Origin of the sequence: Corynebacterium tuberculostearicum (genome assembly GCF_046097255.1) — a bacterium.
GTDB classification, from domain to species: Bacteria; Actinomycetota; Actinomycetes; order Mycobacteriales; family Mycobacteriaceae; genus Corynebacterium; species Corynebacterium tuberculostearicum_J.
Window position 1 is genome coordinate 705,855 of record NZ_CP175770.1, and the last position, 17,851, is coordinate 723,705.

Here is a 17,851-nt window from a genome sequence, read left to right on the forward strand (position 1 = left end):
GAATGAATGAGGCCGTAATAAAGATTCGGGAAGGTCGCTACTCCATTGCTAAACGCACCTTGTGGTCCGGCGTGGATATAGATATCGCGCCAGGGCAAGTAGTCGCCTTAACTGGGCCTTCGGGCTGCGGAAAAACCACGCTATTAAATTGCTTAGGTCTTCTGGACTCGCTCACCGGCGGAAGCATGGAAGTGCTCGGTCACGATGCTACGCGTATGAAAGAAAGGCAGGCGCGAAAAGTGCGTCGCAACGATATTGGCTATCTATTTCAGGATTTTGCTCTGGTTGATACCGATTCGGTTGCCGATAATTTAGCTGTAGCATTGCCTCCTAAGACGCCGCAGGCTAAGAAGTCAGAAATTATTTCCGGTGCGCTGGAGCAGGTGGGCTTAGCTGGGCGAGAGAAGGAGAAAGCATTTTCCTTAAGCGGTGGCGAACAGCAGCGAGCTTCTTTTGCCCGTATCTTGGTACGCACCCCGAGCCTCATCTTGGCGGATGAGCCAACTGCGGCTCTCGACAGTAAGAACAGTGACCGCGTGCTGTCCCTACTGCAGGAGCAAGCCGCTGCTGGTGCTGCTGTCGTCGTGGTTACCCACGATGATCGAGTCCGGGATCAATGTAGCGAGGTATTCGAGCTCAGCGCGTATTGCCATTGAAACTTTTAGGTTGCAATACCAATGTCAAGTTAGAAACCGCGAATTCCCGCATACCCGGCACGCGGGTGAGCCACCAAGCCCAGCTGGGGTGGTAGCGGGGGAAGGCGAGTTTGAGCGCGCCGGTGCGCTGTGCCCAGTGGAGGCCGGCGGAGCAGGGGACGTCGAAAAGCGAGGTGCCAAAGACATTCTTGGGCGGGTGACCGTGGCGGCGGGTGTAGCGATCGCGGGCAAACTCACCGCCAATGTAGTGCTCCCACAGGCCGGTCTCGTGGCCGCCAAAGGGGCCGAGCCACACCGTGTAGCTCAAGATGGTGAGGCCACCGGGGCGGGTCACGCGCAGCATTTCCTCGCCCATATCCCAGGGGTTGGGGATGTGCTCGGCCACGTTGGAGGAATAGACCACGTCAAAGGAATTATCGGCAAAGGGCAGGTTGGTGCCATCGCCGCGCACGGAATTGCTCAAGCGGATGCCGGCCGCAGACATCTCGCCGGCGTCCGGCTCCAAACCCACATAGCGGGCGCCGCGCCGGGCAAAAGCGTCCGCAAAATAGCCCGGGCCACCGCCCACATCGAGCACCCGTGCTCCAGGAAGCTCCACGCCCAAGTCGCGGCCGAGGTTATCCACCAGCGCGGCCGTATCCTCCGCGAGCCCGCCGTAGAAGATCTCCGGGCGCGTCTGCTCAAAGCGGAAGGAACGCAGCAGCTGAATGGAGCGGCGGAGCGTGGCCATCTCACGGGTATGTCTCATAACCCACTAGGCTAATACCTCACGATGAAGATTCTTTTACTATGCTGGCGCGATTCCACCCACCCGCAAGGCGGTGGCTCGGAGCGCTACCTGGAGCGCGTGGGCGAATACCTCGCGGCGCAGGGCCACGAGGTGGTTTTTCGCGCCTCCAAGCACATGAATGCCGCGCGCCGGGAGGTGCGCGACGGCGTGCGCTATAGCCGCGGCGGCGCCAAATTCGGCGTGTATCCGCGTGCTTGGGCGGCGATGCTGGCCGGCCGTTTAGGGCTGGGTGACCTGCGCGGCGTGGATGCGGTCATCGATACCCAAAACGGCATCCCATTCTTCGCCCGCCTGGTGTCCGGTGCGCCGACGGTGCTGCTTACTCACCATTGCCACCGCGAACAGTGGCCGGTGGCAGGCCCTCTCCTGGGCCGGCTCGGTTGGTTCCTTGAGTCCCGGGTGGCCCCGCGCGTGTATCGCGGCGCTCCCTATGTCACCGTGTCTGAGGCCTCCCGCCAGGATTTAGAGGCGCTGGGCATTAAGGGCGCGCACATCATCGCCAATGGCCTGGACCCGGTTCCGGATCACGTTCCTTCCCTGGAACGAGAGGCCGAGGTGCACCTGGTGACGCTCTCGCGCCTTGTGCCACATAAGCAGATCGAGCATGCCATGGATACGGTGGCGCAGACCCCGGGCGCGGTCTTGGACGTCATCGGCTCCGGCTGGTGGGAGGCTAACCTGCGCGCCTATGCCGAGGAGCATGGCGTAAGCGATCGCGTGCGCTTTCGCGGCCAGGTGACCGAGGACTATAAGCACGCCCTGCTCGCCCGCGCCGATGCCTTGCTTATGCCCTCGCGCAAAGAGGGGTGGGGTTTGGCAGTAATGGAGGCAGCCCAACATGGGGTGCCCACCGTTGGCTATACATTTGGCCTGCGTGACAGCGTTATCAACGGCAAGACCGGCATCTTAGTAGAGCGCGAAGAGGACTTCGTGGCGGCCACCAAGCAGCTGCTTGCCGACGCCCCACTTCGCCGCACCCTCGGCTCCAACGCGCGGGATTTTGCCGCTAGCTTCTCGTGGAAGAAGACCGGCGAGCAGTTCGCGGAATTGCTGCAAGGGCTAGTAGCGGACACGCCATCCACAAAGCGGTAAGCGCCCACGGAACCTGCGGCCGGGGCGCGTTCGTTTCCGCGGCTATGGCACCGTCCACCACGACCACACCGACGCCGATCTCGGCCAGCCGGTTCATATCCTGCATTTCCCACGCCTGCAGCGCCGCCCGGTATTGCGGCGAGGCTTGGTCCACCACCGTGCCGTCTACGCTCAATTCCCCCGATTCCACCATGGCCACCGCCTTGGAATAGGGGTCGACGGCCACGCCGCCGGGTACCTCCACAAGATTGGCGCGCTCCGGGAAGAAGGCCACGCGGCCGTCAATCGCGCGCACCAACTGCTCATCTATCCCCGTATCCCGCGGCGCGAGCACCGCGAGGCGTCCTGGAACGGGCAGCAGCTGCACGGTCGCCGCCACGGTGGCCAGTGCCGCCGGCAGATTCGGCAGCGCCCCCAACGAGGCCACATAGAGCGGCAACGCCAACATGGTCAGTTTCCCGCTATCGCGCAGCAGCGCCGCCCCCGGTACGTGATCGATGAACCACACCAGAGCACCGGGAACCAGCCAGAAGAATATCGCCCCGCCGAGACCAATCGCTGCTAGTATGCTCAGCCGAACGGGAACTCGCCACGCCCCGAGTACGGCGATGACTGCCACGATGACGCCGCACACGGCGAACCCAATGGCCGCCTCTGCATTCCAGATACCGCCGAGCCGCAGCAGCGCGCCCGCGGTGCCGACGTAGTCTTCTGCCCGCGGGCCAAACGCGGCCACCGCTGCAGCAGTATCGCCGGGCGCGGCGGGATTGAACATGCCCGGAATGGCCCACGGCAAACACAAGACCACGCCGCCGAGCGCTACCCGCTTGCGGCAGGTCACCGCCGCGGTCACCACGGCAAAGAGACCACCCGTAGGGGTAAGCGAAGCTCCCCACATAGCCAGCCACGCCACCCAGCTGCGTTGCTTTCCGGCCCACGCGATGACCGGCAGCAGCCACGCAGCCACCGCAAGCGACCACTGACCCTGCAGGAGACGCTCGATGACGAAGGGATTGGCCACCGCCACCGCCATCGCGCTCACCGCGGCGACCGTAGAGCGCGCCCAGCGCGCCGCGGTGAGCGCGGAGGACGCGGCGGCGGCAAAAATGAGCACCCGTGCCGCCCACGCGCCGCCCACGAGAGCGAGGAAACCGTCTTGCGGTGCGTTGCGGGCGGGCAGACTGCCGCCACCAAAGGCAGAAGGGGAAAGGGCCGGATGGTCAAGCAACGCCATATCGCGCCACAAGAACTCGCCGGGCAAGGCAAAGGGCCAGCACACCGCGGCCACGAGGAGGGTGCCCCAGATAAGGAGTAAAAGACGCCTAGCCTTCACGGTGGCGGCGCATGTACATATAGGCGGCACAGAGCAATAGACCAACGCCGATGGCCTTGCCGGCCCAGCCGACCACCATCAAGGCGCGAATGGTGCGAATGACCGGGCGCACCTCATTAAGGCGCTCCGCGCGGGTCTCATCGGACCAGCGCAGATCAGCGGCAAGGATGGAGCGGTCTTCTGTATCGTCATTCGCCACCATGGTGCCGGCCTGCTTTTCGTCCGCGGCGAAGAAGATTTTGATGTTCTCGCGCAGGTCCACCATGGTGCCGGTGGTCGGCTCGACGGAGATATCGCGGCCGATGGTGTAGAAGGGCTCGACCGTGACTCGGTCAGTGGCATCCAAGGCGAGGAGCTCGCGTGACTCGGCGTCGTAGAACCGCTTCGCTGGCCCGGAGATGCGGAAATCCTCGGCCGCTAGCTGCTTATCGCCGGTGCCGGTATCGACCTCGGCGGTAATGCTTTTGCGCATATCAGCCAAGGAAATGGGCTGGATATCGTGGTGGAAAGAATAGGTAGGGATACCGTCGAGCTTTTCCGTCGTGGTGAAGTCCACCGCCGTGGAGGATTGCGTCGCTAAATCGAAAAACGGATAGGAGCGCTGCTCGGTACCGGAGGGAAAGAAGTAGTTGATTCCATCGCGCTCGAAGTCGGTGCGGGCCATGCCGGTATCCAGCGCCGGTAGCACAAACTTCCATTTATCCTTTGGCGCAGCAACTGGGTAGGTGGACTCGCGGTTCAACACGGAATGCTCCGTGATTCGGGCAAGGGGAGTATTGCCGGCGAGCAGGCGAGAGAGCGAATCGGAGTTAGCGAGCGCATCATCTTCTGCCACCTCAGAGGTGGTGGTATTGCGCTCGATAGTAAGCAGGTCGTGGTGCAGGTAGCACCACATGGGTGCCTGTTTTTCCTGGCACTGCGGGTCTTTGCTATCGCCGGTGGCTTTGGCCCCGGCGATAAACTCGGGCGCATCCATCCACACGCCAGCCGACGGCGCGGTGACGGTGTTGATGTTTTGGTCGAAGGCCAGCGGCCGGGTTTGGTTGTTATACAGAGGCGGCACCACGGTACCCAGCACCAAGAAAATGACGGCGGCAATGACAACCCACGCCAGTGGCGAGCGTGGCCAAAGGTAGCGTTTCATTGCAGTAGTATGTCCAATCAGTTTCAGGTCGATCCGGGGTTAGGAGCAAGCGTGCAGCCGCAGGCATCTGTGAAAAGCGTACCCCAGCATCTGCCGGAGCTGGACGGTCTACGCGCGGTCGCCTCCCTTGGAATCATTGTCACCCACGTGTCTTTTCAGACCGGAACCGGGTGGGGGTTTGCCGGGCGCTTTGATTATTTCGTCGCCGTCTTCTTTGCGCTCAGTGCCTTCTTGCTGTGGCGTCGCCGCGGCTTGCACACCTTATCCGGCTATGCGCGCTCGCGCGTGGCCCGCCTATTGCCAGCCTATTTTGCCTGCGTGGTGGCGGTGATGCTCCTGCTTCCCGACGCCCACTCGCTCACCCTCACCCAACTGCTGAGCAACCTCACCTCTACCCAGATCTATGTGGTGGACGGGCTAGCGCCGGGGCTTACCCACCTGTGGTCGCTATGCGTGGAGTTCTTCTTCTACCTTGCCCTGCCTGTGTTGGTGTGGCTTCTTGGGGCGCTGCCGCGACGCTGGCGGGTAGCGGCCATCGCGCTGGGCGCCGTTGTTAGTTGGGCCTGGGGCTTCGTTCCCTTTGTGGCCGATTACGCCAAGGATCAGGTCAATTCGCAGATCTGGCCGCCGGCGTATGCTTCGTGGTTTGCCGTGGGAATGCTGGCCGCGGAATGCGAAGAAGCCGGTATTAGCTGGCGCGTGCAACGCGCGCTGCGGCCGCGCTGGGCGTGGTGGCTCGCGGCGGCGGTGGTGCTGTGGATTTCCAGCCGCGAGTGGTTCGGGCCGCAGGGGCTGGTGCATCCAGGACCGGGCGAATTTTCCCGCCGCATCATTGCGGGAGCGGCCTTCGCCGCAGCCGTGGTGATACCGGTAGCGCTTGCTCCGCGGGACAAGTCCTGGCTGACCACTCCGCTCATGCAGGCACTGGGCGCGTGGTCCTATTCCATCTTCTTGTGGCATGTGGCCATTCTGGGACTGGCGTTTCCGCTTACCGGGGTGCCGCTGTTTAGCGGGAAGCCCCTGGACTTTTGGGTGATTCTGGCCGTAACGGTGGTGGCCACCGTGGTGGTCTCGGCCGCGAGCTATACACTCATCGAGCGTCCCGGCCGGGATTTTCTCCTCGGTCGGAGGCGAAAAGACAGGCCACGCCCGCGGCACACAAGCAGCTAAGCAGGAGCGAATCGCCCGCATAGGATCCCGATGTCCACGGCGCGCGTGCGAGGATCGCCCCGGCCGCCGCTACGACACCGGGCGCGAGGTAGGCGCGCGGGATGGTGGTCCAGCGCAGCACCAACCAAGCGGCAACGGCCGCCACCGCGGCCGGCCAGCCGGTCAGGGCCAGCGCGGCCAGCGCCACGATGGCCGAGGCGGCACCGCCGCGCGGCGCGCGCCACGTGGGCTGGGACGGGCGCCGCGTGGCCGCCAGGATGCACAGGCTGAGGGCGAGCAAGCCCACGGCGCCGCCGAAGAGGAGGGTGGTGCGGTAAACCGGTTGGGCGCTAAAGGTCATGCGGAAGTCGCCGGAGCGGCCGGCCGGAATGACAAAAGCTTGGGTGGCCGCATCGATCTCGCGCGGGGTGAGCTCTTCCTCGCCTAGGTAGCCGCGCAGGCCCTTATTGAAGGCGCGACCAGTGACCAAGAGGCGATCCTCATCAGCGGCTGCAATCGAGTACCCGGTGGGCTCGGAAGAGCCTGCTGGTTGCCAGCCCTCCTCGCGCAGGCTCACCCACGGCCCCGTGGTGCGCACGCGGTGCGTGCCAGGGCTGAGGGTGAGGGAATCGCCGGGGGAGTAGCGGTGGGCGTCGATAAGCACGGGCTTGGTGGAATCCACCGTCACGCGCATGGGGCGCGGCGCCGTGAAATCGCGGATGAGCACGCCGGTATCCTGCAGCATGCGCTGGAAGAAGAATTGGTGCACATTGGGGGAGGTATCCGGGACGGTCACCACGCGCTCGACCGGCTGGCCTTCCACCCCTAATTCCGCGATGCCGGTGCGGTGGGATAGCTCCACGCGGATGGACTCGGTATCGCCGCCGGGAACGCGGACCTCCTGCGAGCGGAAGGGCTGTAAGTCCACGTCTACGGACGCGCTGCCAGAGCGCACGGTCACCGTGGTGGCGCTGGTGGCTATGAGCTTGAGGCGCGGCTGGGTGAAAGAGCCGCGCAGCTCAATCCACCCGGAGTCATCGCCCGGCGCGGGCCACCAGGCGGTGGAGTTTTCCCCATCCACCGCGGCCGTGGCGGACTTTTTCGGCTGGGCCCCGCCAAAGGCCGTGGCATCGGCGGCCGAGGAAGAGACTGCTACCGAGCCGCCGTGGGTTTCCACCTGGGTAAGCGGCCCAGCGGAGGGATAATCGCGCAGGCGGTTATTCACGTGGCTGGGGTCGTCCGCCGCCAGGGGCGCGGAGATGGGGCCGTCGAGGGTGCCGTAGTTGCGGTCCGTGAGCGTCGGGGTATCGGTGACGATATCGGCGTCGTGATCGACGAGCTGGCGGGTGGTAGGGGTGGAGTGGGCGTCGAGAAGCGCCAAGGCTTCCCCACCGCCGGCCACGCGCACTGGCTCTGTCGGCCCTAAGGACATGCCGGCGTGGTTGAGCAGGATGACATCGACGTCGCCGAAGCGATGGACCTCGCCGCCAAACTTGCTGGCCAGGGCCTCGTCCTCGCCGGTGAAGAGATCATGGCGCACCATGACCGCGCCGATGCCCAGGCGCTGCAGGGAGCGAACGCCCGTGGCTGGGTCCTCCTTGAGTGCGGCCATGACGCCGTCGAGCCCGCGGATGGCTTCTGGCGGCACGAGCGGAATGGCATCGCGCACGGCCCAGGGGACATCGAGCAGCGGCTGGGCTGGCTCATCGCGCGTCCACCCCCAGGTCTGCCGGGCAAAGGATGCTTCCGGGTAGATAAGGGTGCGGGTATCGGCGGCATGGGTATTGATAAAGTCCGTGGCCTCGTGCCAGTAGGAGGGAACCTCCTTATACGCCCCCAGCGGCAACAAGCGCTGCGACCATGCCGGGGAGACCACCGCGATGCACAAGAGCAGCGTCAGTGCACCCACCGTCTGCCTCTTGGTGGGGCGCAAACTCCTCGGTAGTGGAAGATGGGCGCAGGCGCGCGCCACGCCTAACAGCAGTGGTATGTGCACCAGCGGATCGAATTTATGCAGGTTGCGCAGCGCGGCCAGCGGTCCATCGAGCGCATCGAGGTACCACGCCACCTGGCAGCCCAGCACCGCGATGCCCACCACCAGCATGACGGACCACACGCGCGGCAGCTTGCTAAGACCGTAGATACCCACGGCCGCGATGCCCATGGTGACCAGCACAAAGAAGGACTCGGTGGCTAGCTCATAGCCGGCCACGCGTTCGGTATCAACAAACGGCGTCCAGCTCGTGGTGCCGCGCAGGATCTCGGGCAGGTTGAGCCAGCGCGTGGTCACGCGGGCGGATTCGATGAATTCCGTAAACGGCGGGGCATAACGCCCAAGCACGACGAGCGGGCCGATCCACCAGGCCGATACCGCCAGGCACCCTAAGAGCCAGGCCGCGCCGGGTCTGAAGGCGCGGCGGTAGAGCAGGATTACTGCGGCCGGGATACACGCCGCGATGGTGGCGGTGGCATTGACCGCGCCCATCAGCGCCACGGGGATGGTGGCCGCGGCGGCATCGCGCCAGGTGAGCTTGGCATTGAGGAAGGGCAGGATAACCCACGGCGCGAGCATGACCGGCCAGGTCTCAGAAGAAATGGCGGTCAGCGTAGAAAGCGTGCGCGGCGAGAGCGCGTAGAGCATCGCCGCCACCCAGACCCACCTTCCGCGCAGGCCCACCTTGCAGGCGAGCTTATGGAAGCCGATGAAGCCGACGCTTAAGACCAGTAGCCACCAGAGGCGCTGGGCCACCCAATCGGGCAGGGGCTGGGTTAAAACGAAGAATGGTCCCTGGGGAAAGAGGTAGCCATAGGCCTGATTCTGTAGCTGCCCCAGGGTAAAGGTATCCGTATAGGCGCTGAGCGCCCCGCGGAGAAAGTGCAGCGGATCGGCCGCCAGATCATGCTTGGTATCGGCGGCCGTTAACCCCCACGGCTGCACGAGGAGGATGAGCGCTAGGGCAAGGATCCCCAGCGGGTAGGGGCGGGCAAGCCGCCCGCGGAGGGTACGCACACCTAGTTGCGGGATCCGTACTCAGGGCCGCCCAAAACCGCATCGGAAGCAGAAACCGCATTGCCTTCCGGCACGGTATCGGTGCCGGAGAATTGTGCGATGCCGATGATGGTGATGACGCCGAGCGCGATGCCCACAACAGCGCTACCGATGGCAGGGCCAAGGGTGCGCTTGTTCAAAGAATCGGTTTCCAGAGCCATGGCTAAAGATACTAGCAGCTATTTAGAAGTATTCTGCCTCATCATCGTCCGCGTCATCCTCGTTTTCCTGCGGCACGATAAAGACGGGAAGGCCGGCATTGCGCACAATCTGATCGGCGGTGGAGTTGGTCCACCAGGCGCGGAAACCTGTCAGGGCGCGGGTGCCGGTCACGATGACATCCACGTCCAGCTCGTGTGCTGCATCAATGATGGCGGAGGAAATAGTGGTGGCGGATTCCACCAAGTGGGCGCGGCCGGCCAAGCCCAGGCTTTCGGCCAGCTCGATGCCCTGGCGGCAAATCTTTAGCGCCTCTTCATAGGCCGGATCCTCTTCGACGCCATCCGGGGAGACGGTGGACTGGTGCATTCCGGTGCGGCTGACGGCGCGGGCGGTTTGCCGGGCTACCGGCTCCCAGGCGGTGAGGATTTCTACCGTGGTGGGCCGCAGCAGCTGGGCCGCGTACTCGAGGGCGCGGCCGGCTCGTTCGGTGCCATCGTAGGCAATTAGCATTGTCTCGCCGTTACTCATGTCACTAGTCTACCCACCGCTTGCGACAGAACGCGAGGAATATTGCACACTGGAAGGCATGAAAACTCCGCGCATCCTTGCCAGCCTCGCCCTCGTGACGGCCTTGGGCGCCTGCTCTACCTCCACCCAGGAGGACAATGAGAGCCAGGACTCCACCACCGCGGCCGCGTCGAGCTCAGCTGCCGCGACGCACGAGACGCACGAAGAGACGTCGCAGGAAGAGGCCCCGCAGCAGGACATCCGCGCCATGGCTGCCTCGGTGCTGATGCCGCCGGTCACCAACTACGACGACGCTAAGGCCAAGCTGGAGGCCGGTGTGGGCGGAATCTTTATCCCTAGCTGGGCGGATCCAAACCTGCTGCAGGAAGAGGGCCGCGATATTAATGCCCTGCGCCAGGAGGTGGGCCGCGACTTTGAGGTCTCCATCGATTTTGAGGGCGGGCGCGTGCAACGTTTCTCGGAGATCCTGAGCGAATATCCCGCGCCGCAACAGATGGCAGCCGAGCGTTCCCCACAAGAGGTGGAGCAGCTTGCGCACGAGATTGGCACGAGCCTGAAGGCGCATGGCATCAACGTGGACTTTGCACCGGTACTCGACGTCGACGGCAATGGCCTAGAGGTGGTGGGCGATCGATCCTTTTCCACCGATCCGGTCCAAGCAGGCGAGTATGGCGCGGCCTTTGCCCGCGGGCTGGATTCCGCCGGGGTCAAGGCCGTGTTCAAGCATTTCCCAGGCCACGGCCGCGCTTCTGGCGATACCCACCTGGCCGAGGCCGTTACCCCGCCGCTAGAAGAACTAGAAGGCCACGAGTTCATTCCTTTTAAGACTGCCCTTCCCCAAGCGCCCAATGCCGCGCTCATGATGGGACACCTCGCCGTGCCCGGCCTGGGTGATGGTCAGACGCCTGCCTCAATCCTGCCCGAGGCCTATGGCCTGGCCCGCGAGACCCTGCAGTACGACGGGCCCATCTATACCGATGACATCGGTGGCATGAAGGCGATTTCGGATTCGCTCCCGCTTGCCGACGCCGTCGTGACCTCCCTCAATGCCGGAGCCGACATGCCCCTGTGGTCCACCGAAGGCGACATTAATGCGGTGATAGACGCCGTTGTTGGCGCCGTCGACCAGGGCCGCCTGCCACTCGAACGCCTTGAGGACGCAGCCCGCCATGTCAGCGCTCCCCCGGCCGGCGCTGCACCCGAGCCCGCACAGGACTAGGAAAAATGCCACTAAAACCGTTAACCTTTAAGGCGTGAAAAAGGCAGAAGGAAAAAACGGTGCTAAAGGCTGGCTCATCGCGCTCGGCGTATTGGTCGGCCTTGTCCTGATCGCGGGCATTGCTTATGCCTGGGATGTCGCGGCCAACCAGGACAAGATTCCGCGCGCCGTTTCCGTCAACGGCGTGGATATCTCCGCCATGGATCGCACCGCCGCCGTGGAGAAGCTCGAAGATGAGCTTGCGGGCGTAGAAACCGAGCCCGTGAGCGTCACCTCCGGCGACCTGCACACCGATTTCGTTCCCTCCGAGTCGGGCCTCGCCCTGGATAACCAGCGCGCCGTGGACAATATTGAGGAGCCTTCCCTCAATCCTTTTACCCGCCTGTATAGCTTCTTCCGCTCCACCCGGGATATTCCGGTAGAGACCAACGTGGATGAGGCCCAGCTGCAACCGGCCCTGGACCGCGTGAAGAAGGATCTCTCCACCGATCCAGTCGATGGCATGCTGGAGCTCAACAATGGTGAGCTCAAGGTCACCGACCCCAAGCTCGGCCAAACCGTGGATGCCGGCGCCCTGCACAATGCGGTTACGGATAATTGGCTCGATTCCGAGGGCGTAAATGTGGACCCAGAAGAAGTAGAACCGGCCATCAATGATGAAGCTATCGAGGCCATGCGCACCGGCGATGCCGCCAAGGCGCTGGATAATCCCATTACCCTGAAGGCCAAGAATAATGTCAGCGCTACCTTGAATAAGCCGGAAATCTCCCAGTTCACCAGCATTGAAAAGAAAGACGGCAAGCTTAAGCTCGCCGTGGATACCAACCGCGCGCAAGAGCTGCTGGCCGAGCGCTCCGAGGGCGCCGATGTCCCGGGCGTAAATGCCAAGATTTCCTTCAACGGCAACGATAAGCAGGTCACCCCGTCGGAAGATGGCGAGATCATCGACTGGGAGCCGACCATGAAGGACTTTGACAAGCGCGTGACCGGCGATGACCGCGAGTGGGATGCTACTTACAAGCCGGACCCGGCAGAGTTCACCACCGACGATGCTAAGAAGGCGACCTTCAACGACACCGTGGGCGAGTTCACCACCGAGGGCTACTCCGCTGCCTCCGGCAAGAATATCGAGCTGGTGGCCCAACAGGTCAACGGCGCCGTGGTCAACCCGGGCGAGACCTTCTCCCTCAACGGCCACACCGGCCCGCGCGGCACGGCGCAAGGCTACGTTGAGTCCGGCATCATTATTGATGGCCACTCCGGCTCCGCCGTGGGCGGCGGCATTTCCCAGTTCGCCACCACCTTGTACAACGCTGCCTACTTTGCAGGCATGGAAGATACTGCCCACACCCCGCACTCGTACTACATTTCCCGCTACCCCGCCGGCCGCGAGGCCACCGTGTACGAGGGCGCCATCGACCTGCAGTTCACTAATACCTTCAATACCCCGGTCCGCATCGAGACCGACTTTGGTGGCGGCAAGATTACCGTGCGCCTAAAGGGCACGAAGACGGTCGACGTTGAGTCTGTGAACAACGGCCGCTGGGCCAAGACGGAGCCGCAGCGCAAGTCGGTGAGCGAGGATTGCTCGCCGTCGTCTGGCGCGCCGGGCTTCACCACCTCGGATACCCGCGTGATCAAGGACCTCTCCGGCAAGGAGATCTCCCGGGAGACCACCACCACGGTCTACGACCCGCAGCCCATCGTTACCTGCGGTTAAGCCATGACCCGGCCGATGCACACCGCGGTGAAGGACCCGGCGGACATCGATCAGCTGGCCCAGCACCCGGTTGCCTTCCGCCGCGTCGCCGGCCTGTTTCGCCCGCACCGCGGCACGCTGTTGCTGGTGGTGGCACTCATCATCGCCACCTCCGGGCTGACGGTGGTGCAGCCTTTCCTGGTGCGCCGCACCGTGGATGAGGCCATTCCTGAACACGACACCGCGCTGCTGCTGTGGCTCGTCGGCGGCATGCTGGCCATCACCGTGGTCTCCCAGGCCATCGGCGTTATCCAGTCCTTTCTGTCGGCGCGGGTGGGGCACACCATCATGCACGAGCTGCGCACGTAGGTCTTTGCCAACCTGCAGCGCCAGTCGCTGCAGTTCTTTACCAATAACCGCGGCGGTGAGATTCAGTCGCGCCTGACCAATGACATCGCGGCGATGCGCGGCATGGTGACCACAACCGCGACATCCGTGGCCAGCAACCTCACCATGACTGTGGCTACGTTGGTGGCGATGGTGGCGCTTTCGCCTACCCTCTCGCTTTTGTCCCTGGTGGTACTGCCGCCTGCAGTGTGGCTGACCCGCCGCGCCGCCGTTCTGCGCCGCAGCCTCATGGAGAAAAACAGCCGCGCGCAGGCGACGCTGCAGCAGACCATTTCGGAGAACCTGTCCGTGTCCGGCATGCGCCTGGCGGCCACGCTGGGTGCGCAGGAGCGCGTCTATGACGGCTTTGAGAAAACCTCCCGCTCCCTCATCCGTTTGGAGCTGGAATCGCAGTTGGCCGGGCGCTGGCGCATGGCGCTGACGCAAATCATCTTCGGCGTGATGCCGGCCCTGATTTACCTGGCGGCCGGCTTGCGCCCGGGCATTACGATTGGCACGCTCATCGCCTTTTCCACCCTGCAGACCCAGATCTTCCGTCCCATTACCGGCCTGCTCAACGTGGGCGCGCAGTGGGTGGCGTCGATGGCGCTGTTTAGCCGCATCTTCGAGTACCTGGACCTGGAGCCCGAACTCACCGAGGCCACCCAGCCCGCCCAGCTTGCCGACGCCTCCCTCACCCTCCAGCACGTCTCCTACCGCTACCCCGGCACCGACACCGACGCGCTTTCCGACGTCTCCCTTTCCATCCCCGCCCACACCACCACCGCGCTAGTGGGGCATACCGGGTCCGGCAAGTCCACGGTGGCCGCACTTTTTGCGCGCCTTGCCGATCCGACCGAAGGCACCGTGCACCTGGGCGGGGTCGACCTGCGCGATATTCCACCTGAGCAGCGCGCGGAGGTCATTGGCGTGGTCTCCCAGGAGACCTACCTGATTCACGGCACGGTGCGGGAGAACCTCCTCTTCGCGCAGCCGAATGCGAGTGAGGAACAGATGTGGGCGGCGCTTAACGCCGCGCGCGTGGACGAGGTCATCGCCGCGCTGCCGGAAGGTCTGGACACAGTGGTGGGCTCGCGCGGCTACCGCTTCTCCGGCGGTGAGCAGCAGCGCCTTTCGCTTGCCCGCACGTTGCTGCGCCAACCACGGGTGCTCATCTTGGATGAGGCCACCTCCGCCCTCGACAACGAGACGGAGCGCGCCATCCAGGAGGCAGTGCTTGGCGCGGATGCTACCCGCTTGGTCATCGCCCACCGCCTGTCCACTATCCGCGATGCCGACCAGATCATCGTCCTCGACGCTGGCCGCGTGGTCGAGCGCGGCACCCACGCCGAGCTGCTTGCGTGCGGCGGTGCCTATGCGGCGCTTCTTCGTGCTGTCGACGAGGCTCAGAGTACGTAGAGAGCTTTTGTCAGGAATCTTAACGCTATTAACTCTTTGGTACGTGGGCTGTTGAAGGCTGAGAATCTAAATGAGTTCAGGGTACCTTGAGCGCTCTTGGTGACGCTTCCTTTTATGGGTCATCAAAGGGGATGTTCTACCTGGTGGTATTGGCAGCATATATGGTTCGTTTCGTCGTCGTTGGAAGGTGCTCTCTGGGAAGCTACTCTCCTGCGTGAAGCTTGCATTCTATGTAACGGGTGTAAAATCGAGCAGGCTTACCCCCTTAAAGGGGCAATGTGTTCAGTTTCACACAAAACTAGATGACGTCTCGAAAGCATTAGTTGAACTGCAGAAGGAGTCTTCACGTTTGGGTGGACCGTGCGGATTCTTGAGAAGTTTAGCCGGTTTTGCGGGGGAGGAGCTTTAGTCGGGGACTTTGCCCAACACGCTGGGGTAGAATCTAGTTATGTAATCCACAGGCTATCGTTAGTTAAGGTTGGGGCCTGCGTAGACGTTTCCACCTGAAAACTACTCTCGGCAGGCGAAAGATTCTTAGCAACGAGTCAGGTCATGGTGCGTGAACCGTGGGGAATGGATTGCACACAGCCAATGAGGCGCGGTGCCTCATTTCGGAACTCGTGTAAAGGACCAGTTTTCGTGAACAAGATCTCTCGTACCGCTCGTTCGGTTACTTTCGCTGCCGTCGTTGGCCTCTCTATGGGTATCTCCGCTCCGGGGGCCCTGGCGGAAGACGGTGCTGTCGATGCACAGCCTGCTGCTGAGCAGGGCGCCGTGAACAAGGCAAACATCAATTTCAACAAAAAGGGCTCGATCACCCTCCACAAGAAGAAGGGCGCCGAGACCGATAATCGGGCCACTGGTAAGGAAATGACGGGCGTCCCGGGTGAGGCTCTGCCTGGTGTGACCTACAAGATCACCAAGCTCGATTACGATCTGCAGAACGGTGATTGGGCGACGTTCCCGAAGACCGCTGCTGACGTCAAGGACGACAAGAAGACTGCGGAAACCAAGGAAGCAACCACCGGCACTGATGGCAAGGCAGCTTTCACTGATCTGCCATTGGGTATCTACTTGGTAGAGGAAACTAACGCTCCGGCCGGCATCGTTGCTGGTGCTCCGTTCATCGTGTCGGTCCCGATGGTCAACGAGGCTTCCGATGCCTGGAACTACGACGTCATCGCATACCCAAAGAACACGGAGACCAAGACCGAGAAGACTGTCAAGGATGCAGATAAGAACATCCAGGACGCGTACTCCTACACCATCAATGCGGATGCTCCGACTTGGGGAGCAGGCAAGAACCTGACTGCTTTCCGCTTCGAGGATCGGCTGGATCAGCGCCTGGACTTCCAGAAGGTCACTGAAGTAAAGGCTGGCGATACGGTTCTCACTGCGGGTGACTACACGGTCAATGACCCGAAGGCCAACGGCAACAAGCTTGTCGTAACCCTTACCGAGCAGGGCCTTGCCAAGGTCAAGTCCGGTGCCAAGATGTCCCTGACCTTCGAGGTTAAGCGCAAGGCGGTTGGCGACACCACTGAGCTGAAGAACCAGGCTGATGTCATCTTCAATAACCCGAACACCGGCAAGGAAGTCAATAACCAGACCAACGAGGTCGTGACCTACCACGGCAAGCTCAAGGTTGTTAAGAAGGACGGCAAGGAAGCCGGTAAGGTCCTGCAGGGCGCGGAGTTCGAGCTCTACCGATGTGCCTCCGCGCAGGATAAGCTCGAGAACCCGCTGACGGTAAACGGCGCGAAAAAGTGGACCACCGGCGCCGACGGTACCTTCACCATCGATGGCCTGCACGTCACCGACTTCGAGGATGGCAAGGAGGTTGTTCCGGCAAGCAAGAAGTTCTGTCTGAAGGAGACCAAGGCTCCTGCTGGCTACGCCAAGCTGGACAAGCCGGTGGAGATCAACTTCACCCGCAAGGACATCGCAGCTACCGGAGAAGGTGACGACGCGGTGACTCTGGTTGCTAACGTTGACAACGTCAAGCAGGATACCCCGAACCTGCCGAATACTGGTGGTGCCGGTGTGGGCATCCTGGCTGCTATTGGCGCAGCAATTGTTGCTGCTGGTGCTTGGTTCGCTCGTCGTACCGCGCGCAACTAATAGCCGGGCGTAGTTCCGGTGGCGCAGACTGTCCATGATGGTCTGCGCTGCGGGTCGGGTAATCAAAATATGGTGCTCGAACCAGTGAGGGGACTGGGCTAGGTATAGACTTCAGTCCCCTTCATTCTCTTTCGTTGTAATCCCGGTCGCGCTGCGCTAGCGCGTGGGGCATTGTTTTGGGTGGTGCGGGTCGTTGACTACGGTGGTAGGCCAAAATGCAGGCCGACGGCACAGGCGCCGTGGAGGCCTAGTCCTTCCGGCGGTAATCGTTGTCGTTGGGTTGTTGGTGATGCTGTACCCAGTGGTCTCGACCGCATGGAACAATTGGAACGCCTCAAGAGTGGCGCAGGAATATGCGCGACTGGATAAAGAGACACCGGCGCAGGTGCAGGATTCGGTGTGGGATGCTGCACATGCATACAACGAAGAACATACGTCGGGTCCGATCTTGGATCCGTGGCTGAACCGTATCGGGGTAGACAATCCCGACTATGAGGCTTATTTGAAGCAGTTGGGTGAGACCGAAGCGATGGCCCGCCTCGTGTTCCCAGCAGTAGACGTTGATCTTCCGGTGTTTCATGGCACCGCAGATAAGACACTGCAGCGTGGTTTGGGGCATTTGTATGGTTCTGACCTGCCGGTCGGTGGATCAGGAACCCATTCCGTCATTACGGGGCATACGGGTCTGGCAAATTCGACGATGTTTGATCACCTCGACTCTGCCACCGAGGGAGATGTGTTCTATATCCAGGTTGCTGGCCACAAATTGAAGTACGTCGTAGACGACATTCAAGTTGTGCTGCCGAGCGAGGTAGATGGCCTACGGCCAGTCGCTGATCAGGATTACGTCACACTGATTACGTGCACCCCGTACGGGATCAACACGCATCGCTTGCTGGTGCGTGGCCATCAGGTTCCTATGGAGCCTGGGGAGGAGTCGGTGTTTGAAAACTCCCATGGTCCGGGCTGGCAATGGTGGATGTACGCGCTGTTGGCTGCGGTGATTGTCATTGGGTGTTGGCTGGTGTGGTGGCTGCGTCGCCAGAAGGCGGCTACCGGGGTGCAAGAAGTTATTAATAAGGAAAGTAGCGTGCGGGAGTAAG

At 62.5% G+C, this 17,851-nt stretch carries 13 protein-coding genes and 1 pseudogene; 8 read left to right on the forward strand and 6 right to left on the reverse strand.

Features of this window, described 5'->3' with window-relative positions; translation table 11 throughout:
- The first annotated feature begins 2 nt into the window (after positions 1 to 2).
- Positions 3 to 656, forward strand: coding sequence for an ABC transporter ATP-binding protein (locus ACKFRY_RS03500; protein WP_179387081.1), 654 nt, complete (start codon positions 3 to 5; stop codon positions 654 to 656).
- Here the strand turns inward: ACKFRY_RS03500 and ACKFRY_RS03505 are convergent.
- Positions 637 to 1,404, reverse strand: coding sequence for a class I SAM-dependent methyltransferase (locus tag ACKFRY_RS03505; protein WP_408923204.1), 768 nt, complete (start codon positions 1,402 to 1,404; stop codon positions 637 to 639). The two genes, ACKFRY_RS03500 and ACKFRY_RS03505, sit on opposite strands and share 20 nt — an antisense overlap.
- A gap of 24 nt (positions 1,405 to 1,428) precedes the next feature.
- On the opposite strand from ACKFRY_RS03505, the gene ACKFRY_RS03510 reads away from it, so the two are divergent.
- Positions 1,429 to 2,538, forward strand: a complete 1,110-nt coding sequence (locus ACKFRY_RS03510; RefSeq protein WP_408923205.1) for a glycosyltransferase family 4 protein — start codon at positions 1,429 to 1,431, stop codon at positions 2,536 to 2,538.
- Here ACKFRY_RS03510 and ACKFRY_RS03515 read toward each other — a convergent pair.
- Both ACKFRY_RS03515 and ACKFRY_RS03520 read right to left on the reverse strand, forming a co-directional pair.
- On the reverse strand, positions 2,453 to 3,871 hold the full coding sequence (locus ACKFRY_RS03515) for a hypothetical protein (RefSeq protein WP_408923206.1): 1,419 nt from the start codon (positions 3,869 to 3,871) through the stop codon (positions 2,453 to 2,455). The two genes, ACKFRY_RS03510 and ACKFRY_RS03515, sit on opposite strands and share 86 nt — an antisense overlap.
- Complete coding sequence (locus ACKFRY_RS03520; RefSeq protein WP_408923207.1) at positions 3,861 to 5,015, reverse strand: DUF3068 domain-containing protein; 1,155 nt, start codon at positions 5,013 to 5,015, stop codon at positions 3,861 to 3,863. Before ACKFRY_RS03520 ends, ACKFRY_RS03515 begins: the two co-directional genes overlap by 11 nt.
- A gap of 9 nt (positions 5,016 to 5,024) precedes the next feature.
- Between ACKFRY_RS03520 and ACKFRY_RS03525 the strand changes: the two genes are divergently transcribed.
- Entirely contained in the window at positions 5,025 to 6,185 is a 1,161-nt protein-coding gene (locus ACKFRY_RS03525) for an acyltransferase family protein (protein ID WP_408923208.1), read from the forward strand.
- Here the strand turns inward: ACKFRY_RS03525 and ACKFRY_RS03530 are convergent.
- The 3 genes from ACKFRY_RS03530 to ACKFRY_RS03540 are packed head-to-tail and all read right to left on the reverse strand — an operon-like array spanning position 6,106 to position 9,903.
- Positions 6,106 to 9,174, reverse strand: a complete 3,069-nt coding sequence (locus tag ACKFRY_RS03530) for an alpha-(1->3)-arabinofuranosyltransferase family protein (RefSeq protein WP_408923209.1) — start codon at positions 9,172 to 9,174, stop codon at positions 6,106 to 6,108. The two genes, ACKFRY_RS03525 and ACKFRY_RS03530, sit on opposite strands and share 80 nt — an antisense overlap.
- A gap of 2 nt (positions 9,175 to 9,176) precedes the next feature.
- Complete coding sequence (locus tag ACKFRY_RS03535; protein WP_005325448.1) at positions 9,177 to 9,374, reverse strand: DUF2613 domain-containing protein; 198 nt, start codon at positions 9,372 to 9,374, stop codon at positions 9,177 to 9,179.
- A 22-nt stretch (positions 9,375 to 9,396) separates the two neighbouring features.
- Positions 9,397 to 9,903 carry a universal stress protein gene (locus tag ACKFRY_RS03540; protein WP_049359996.1) on the reverse strand — a complete coding sequence of 169 codons (507 nt, stop codon included), beginning with the start codon at positions 9,901 to 9,903 and terminating at the stop codon, positions 9,397 to 9,399.
- 58 nt (positions 9,904 to 9,961) lie between these two features.
- On the opposite strand from ACKFRY_RS03540, the gene ACKFRY_RS03545 reads away from it, so the two are divergent.
- The 5 genes and pseudogenes from ACKFRY_RS03545 to ACKFRY_RS03565 all read left to right on the forward strand — a co-directional run bounded on the left by ACKFRY_RS03545 (position 9,962) and on the right by ACKFRY_RS03565 (position 17,850).
- Positions 9,962 to 11,122, forward strand: coding sequence for a glycoside hydrolase family 3 N-terminal domain-containing protein (locus ACKFRY_RS03545; RefSeq protein WP_408923210.1), 1,161 nt, complete (start codon positions 9,962 to 9,964; stop codon positions 11,120 to 11,122).
- A 34-nt stretch (positions 11,123 to 11,156) separates the two neighbouring features.
- Entirely contained in the window at positions 11,157 to 12,842 is a 1,686-nt protein-coding gene (locus ACKFRY_RS03550) for a VanW family protein (RefSeq protein ID WP_408923211.1), read from the forward strand.
- A 3-nt stretch (positions 12,843 to 12,845) separates the two neighbouring features.
- Positions 12,846 to 14,627 (forward strand): annotated as a pseudogene (locus ACKFRY_RS03555) (ABC transporter ATP-binding protein).
- Between the two features lie 639 nt (positions 14,628 to 15,266).
- On the forward strand, positions 15,267 to 16,748 hold the full coding sequence (locus tag ACKFRY_RS03560; RefSeq protein ID WP_408923212.1) for a SpaH/EbpB family LPXTG-anchored major pilin: 1,482 nt from the start codon (positions 15,267 to 15,269) through the stop codon (positions 16,746 to 16,748).
- Positions 16,749 to 16,941: 193 nt separating this feature from the next.
- Entirely contained in the window at positions 16,942 to 17,850 is a 909-nt protein-coding gene (locus ACKFRY_RS03565; RefSeq protein ID WP_049378962.1) for a class C sortase, read from the forward strand.
- Position 17,851 lies beyond the last annotated feature (1 nt).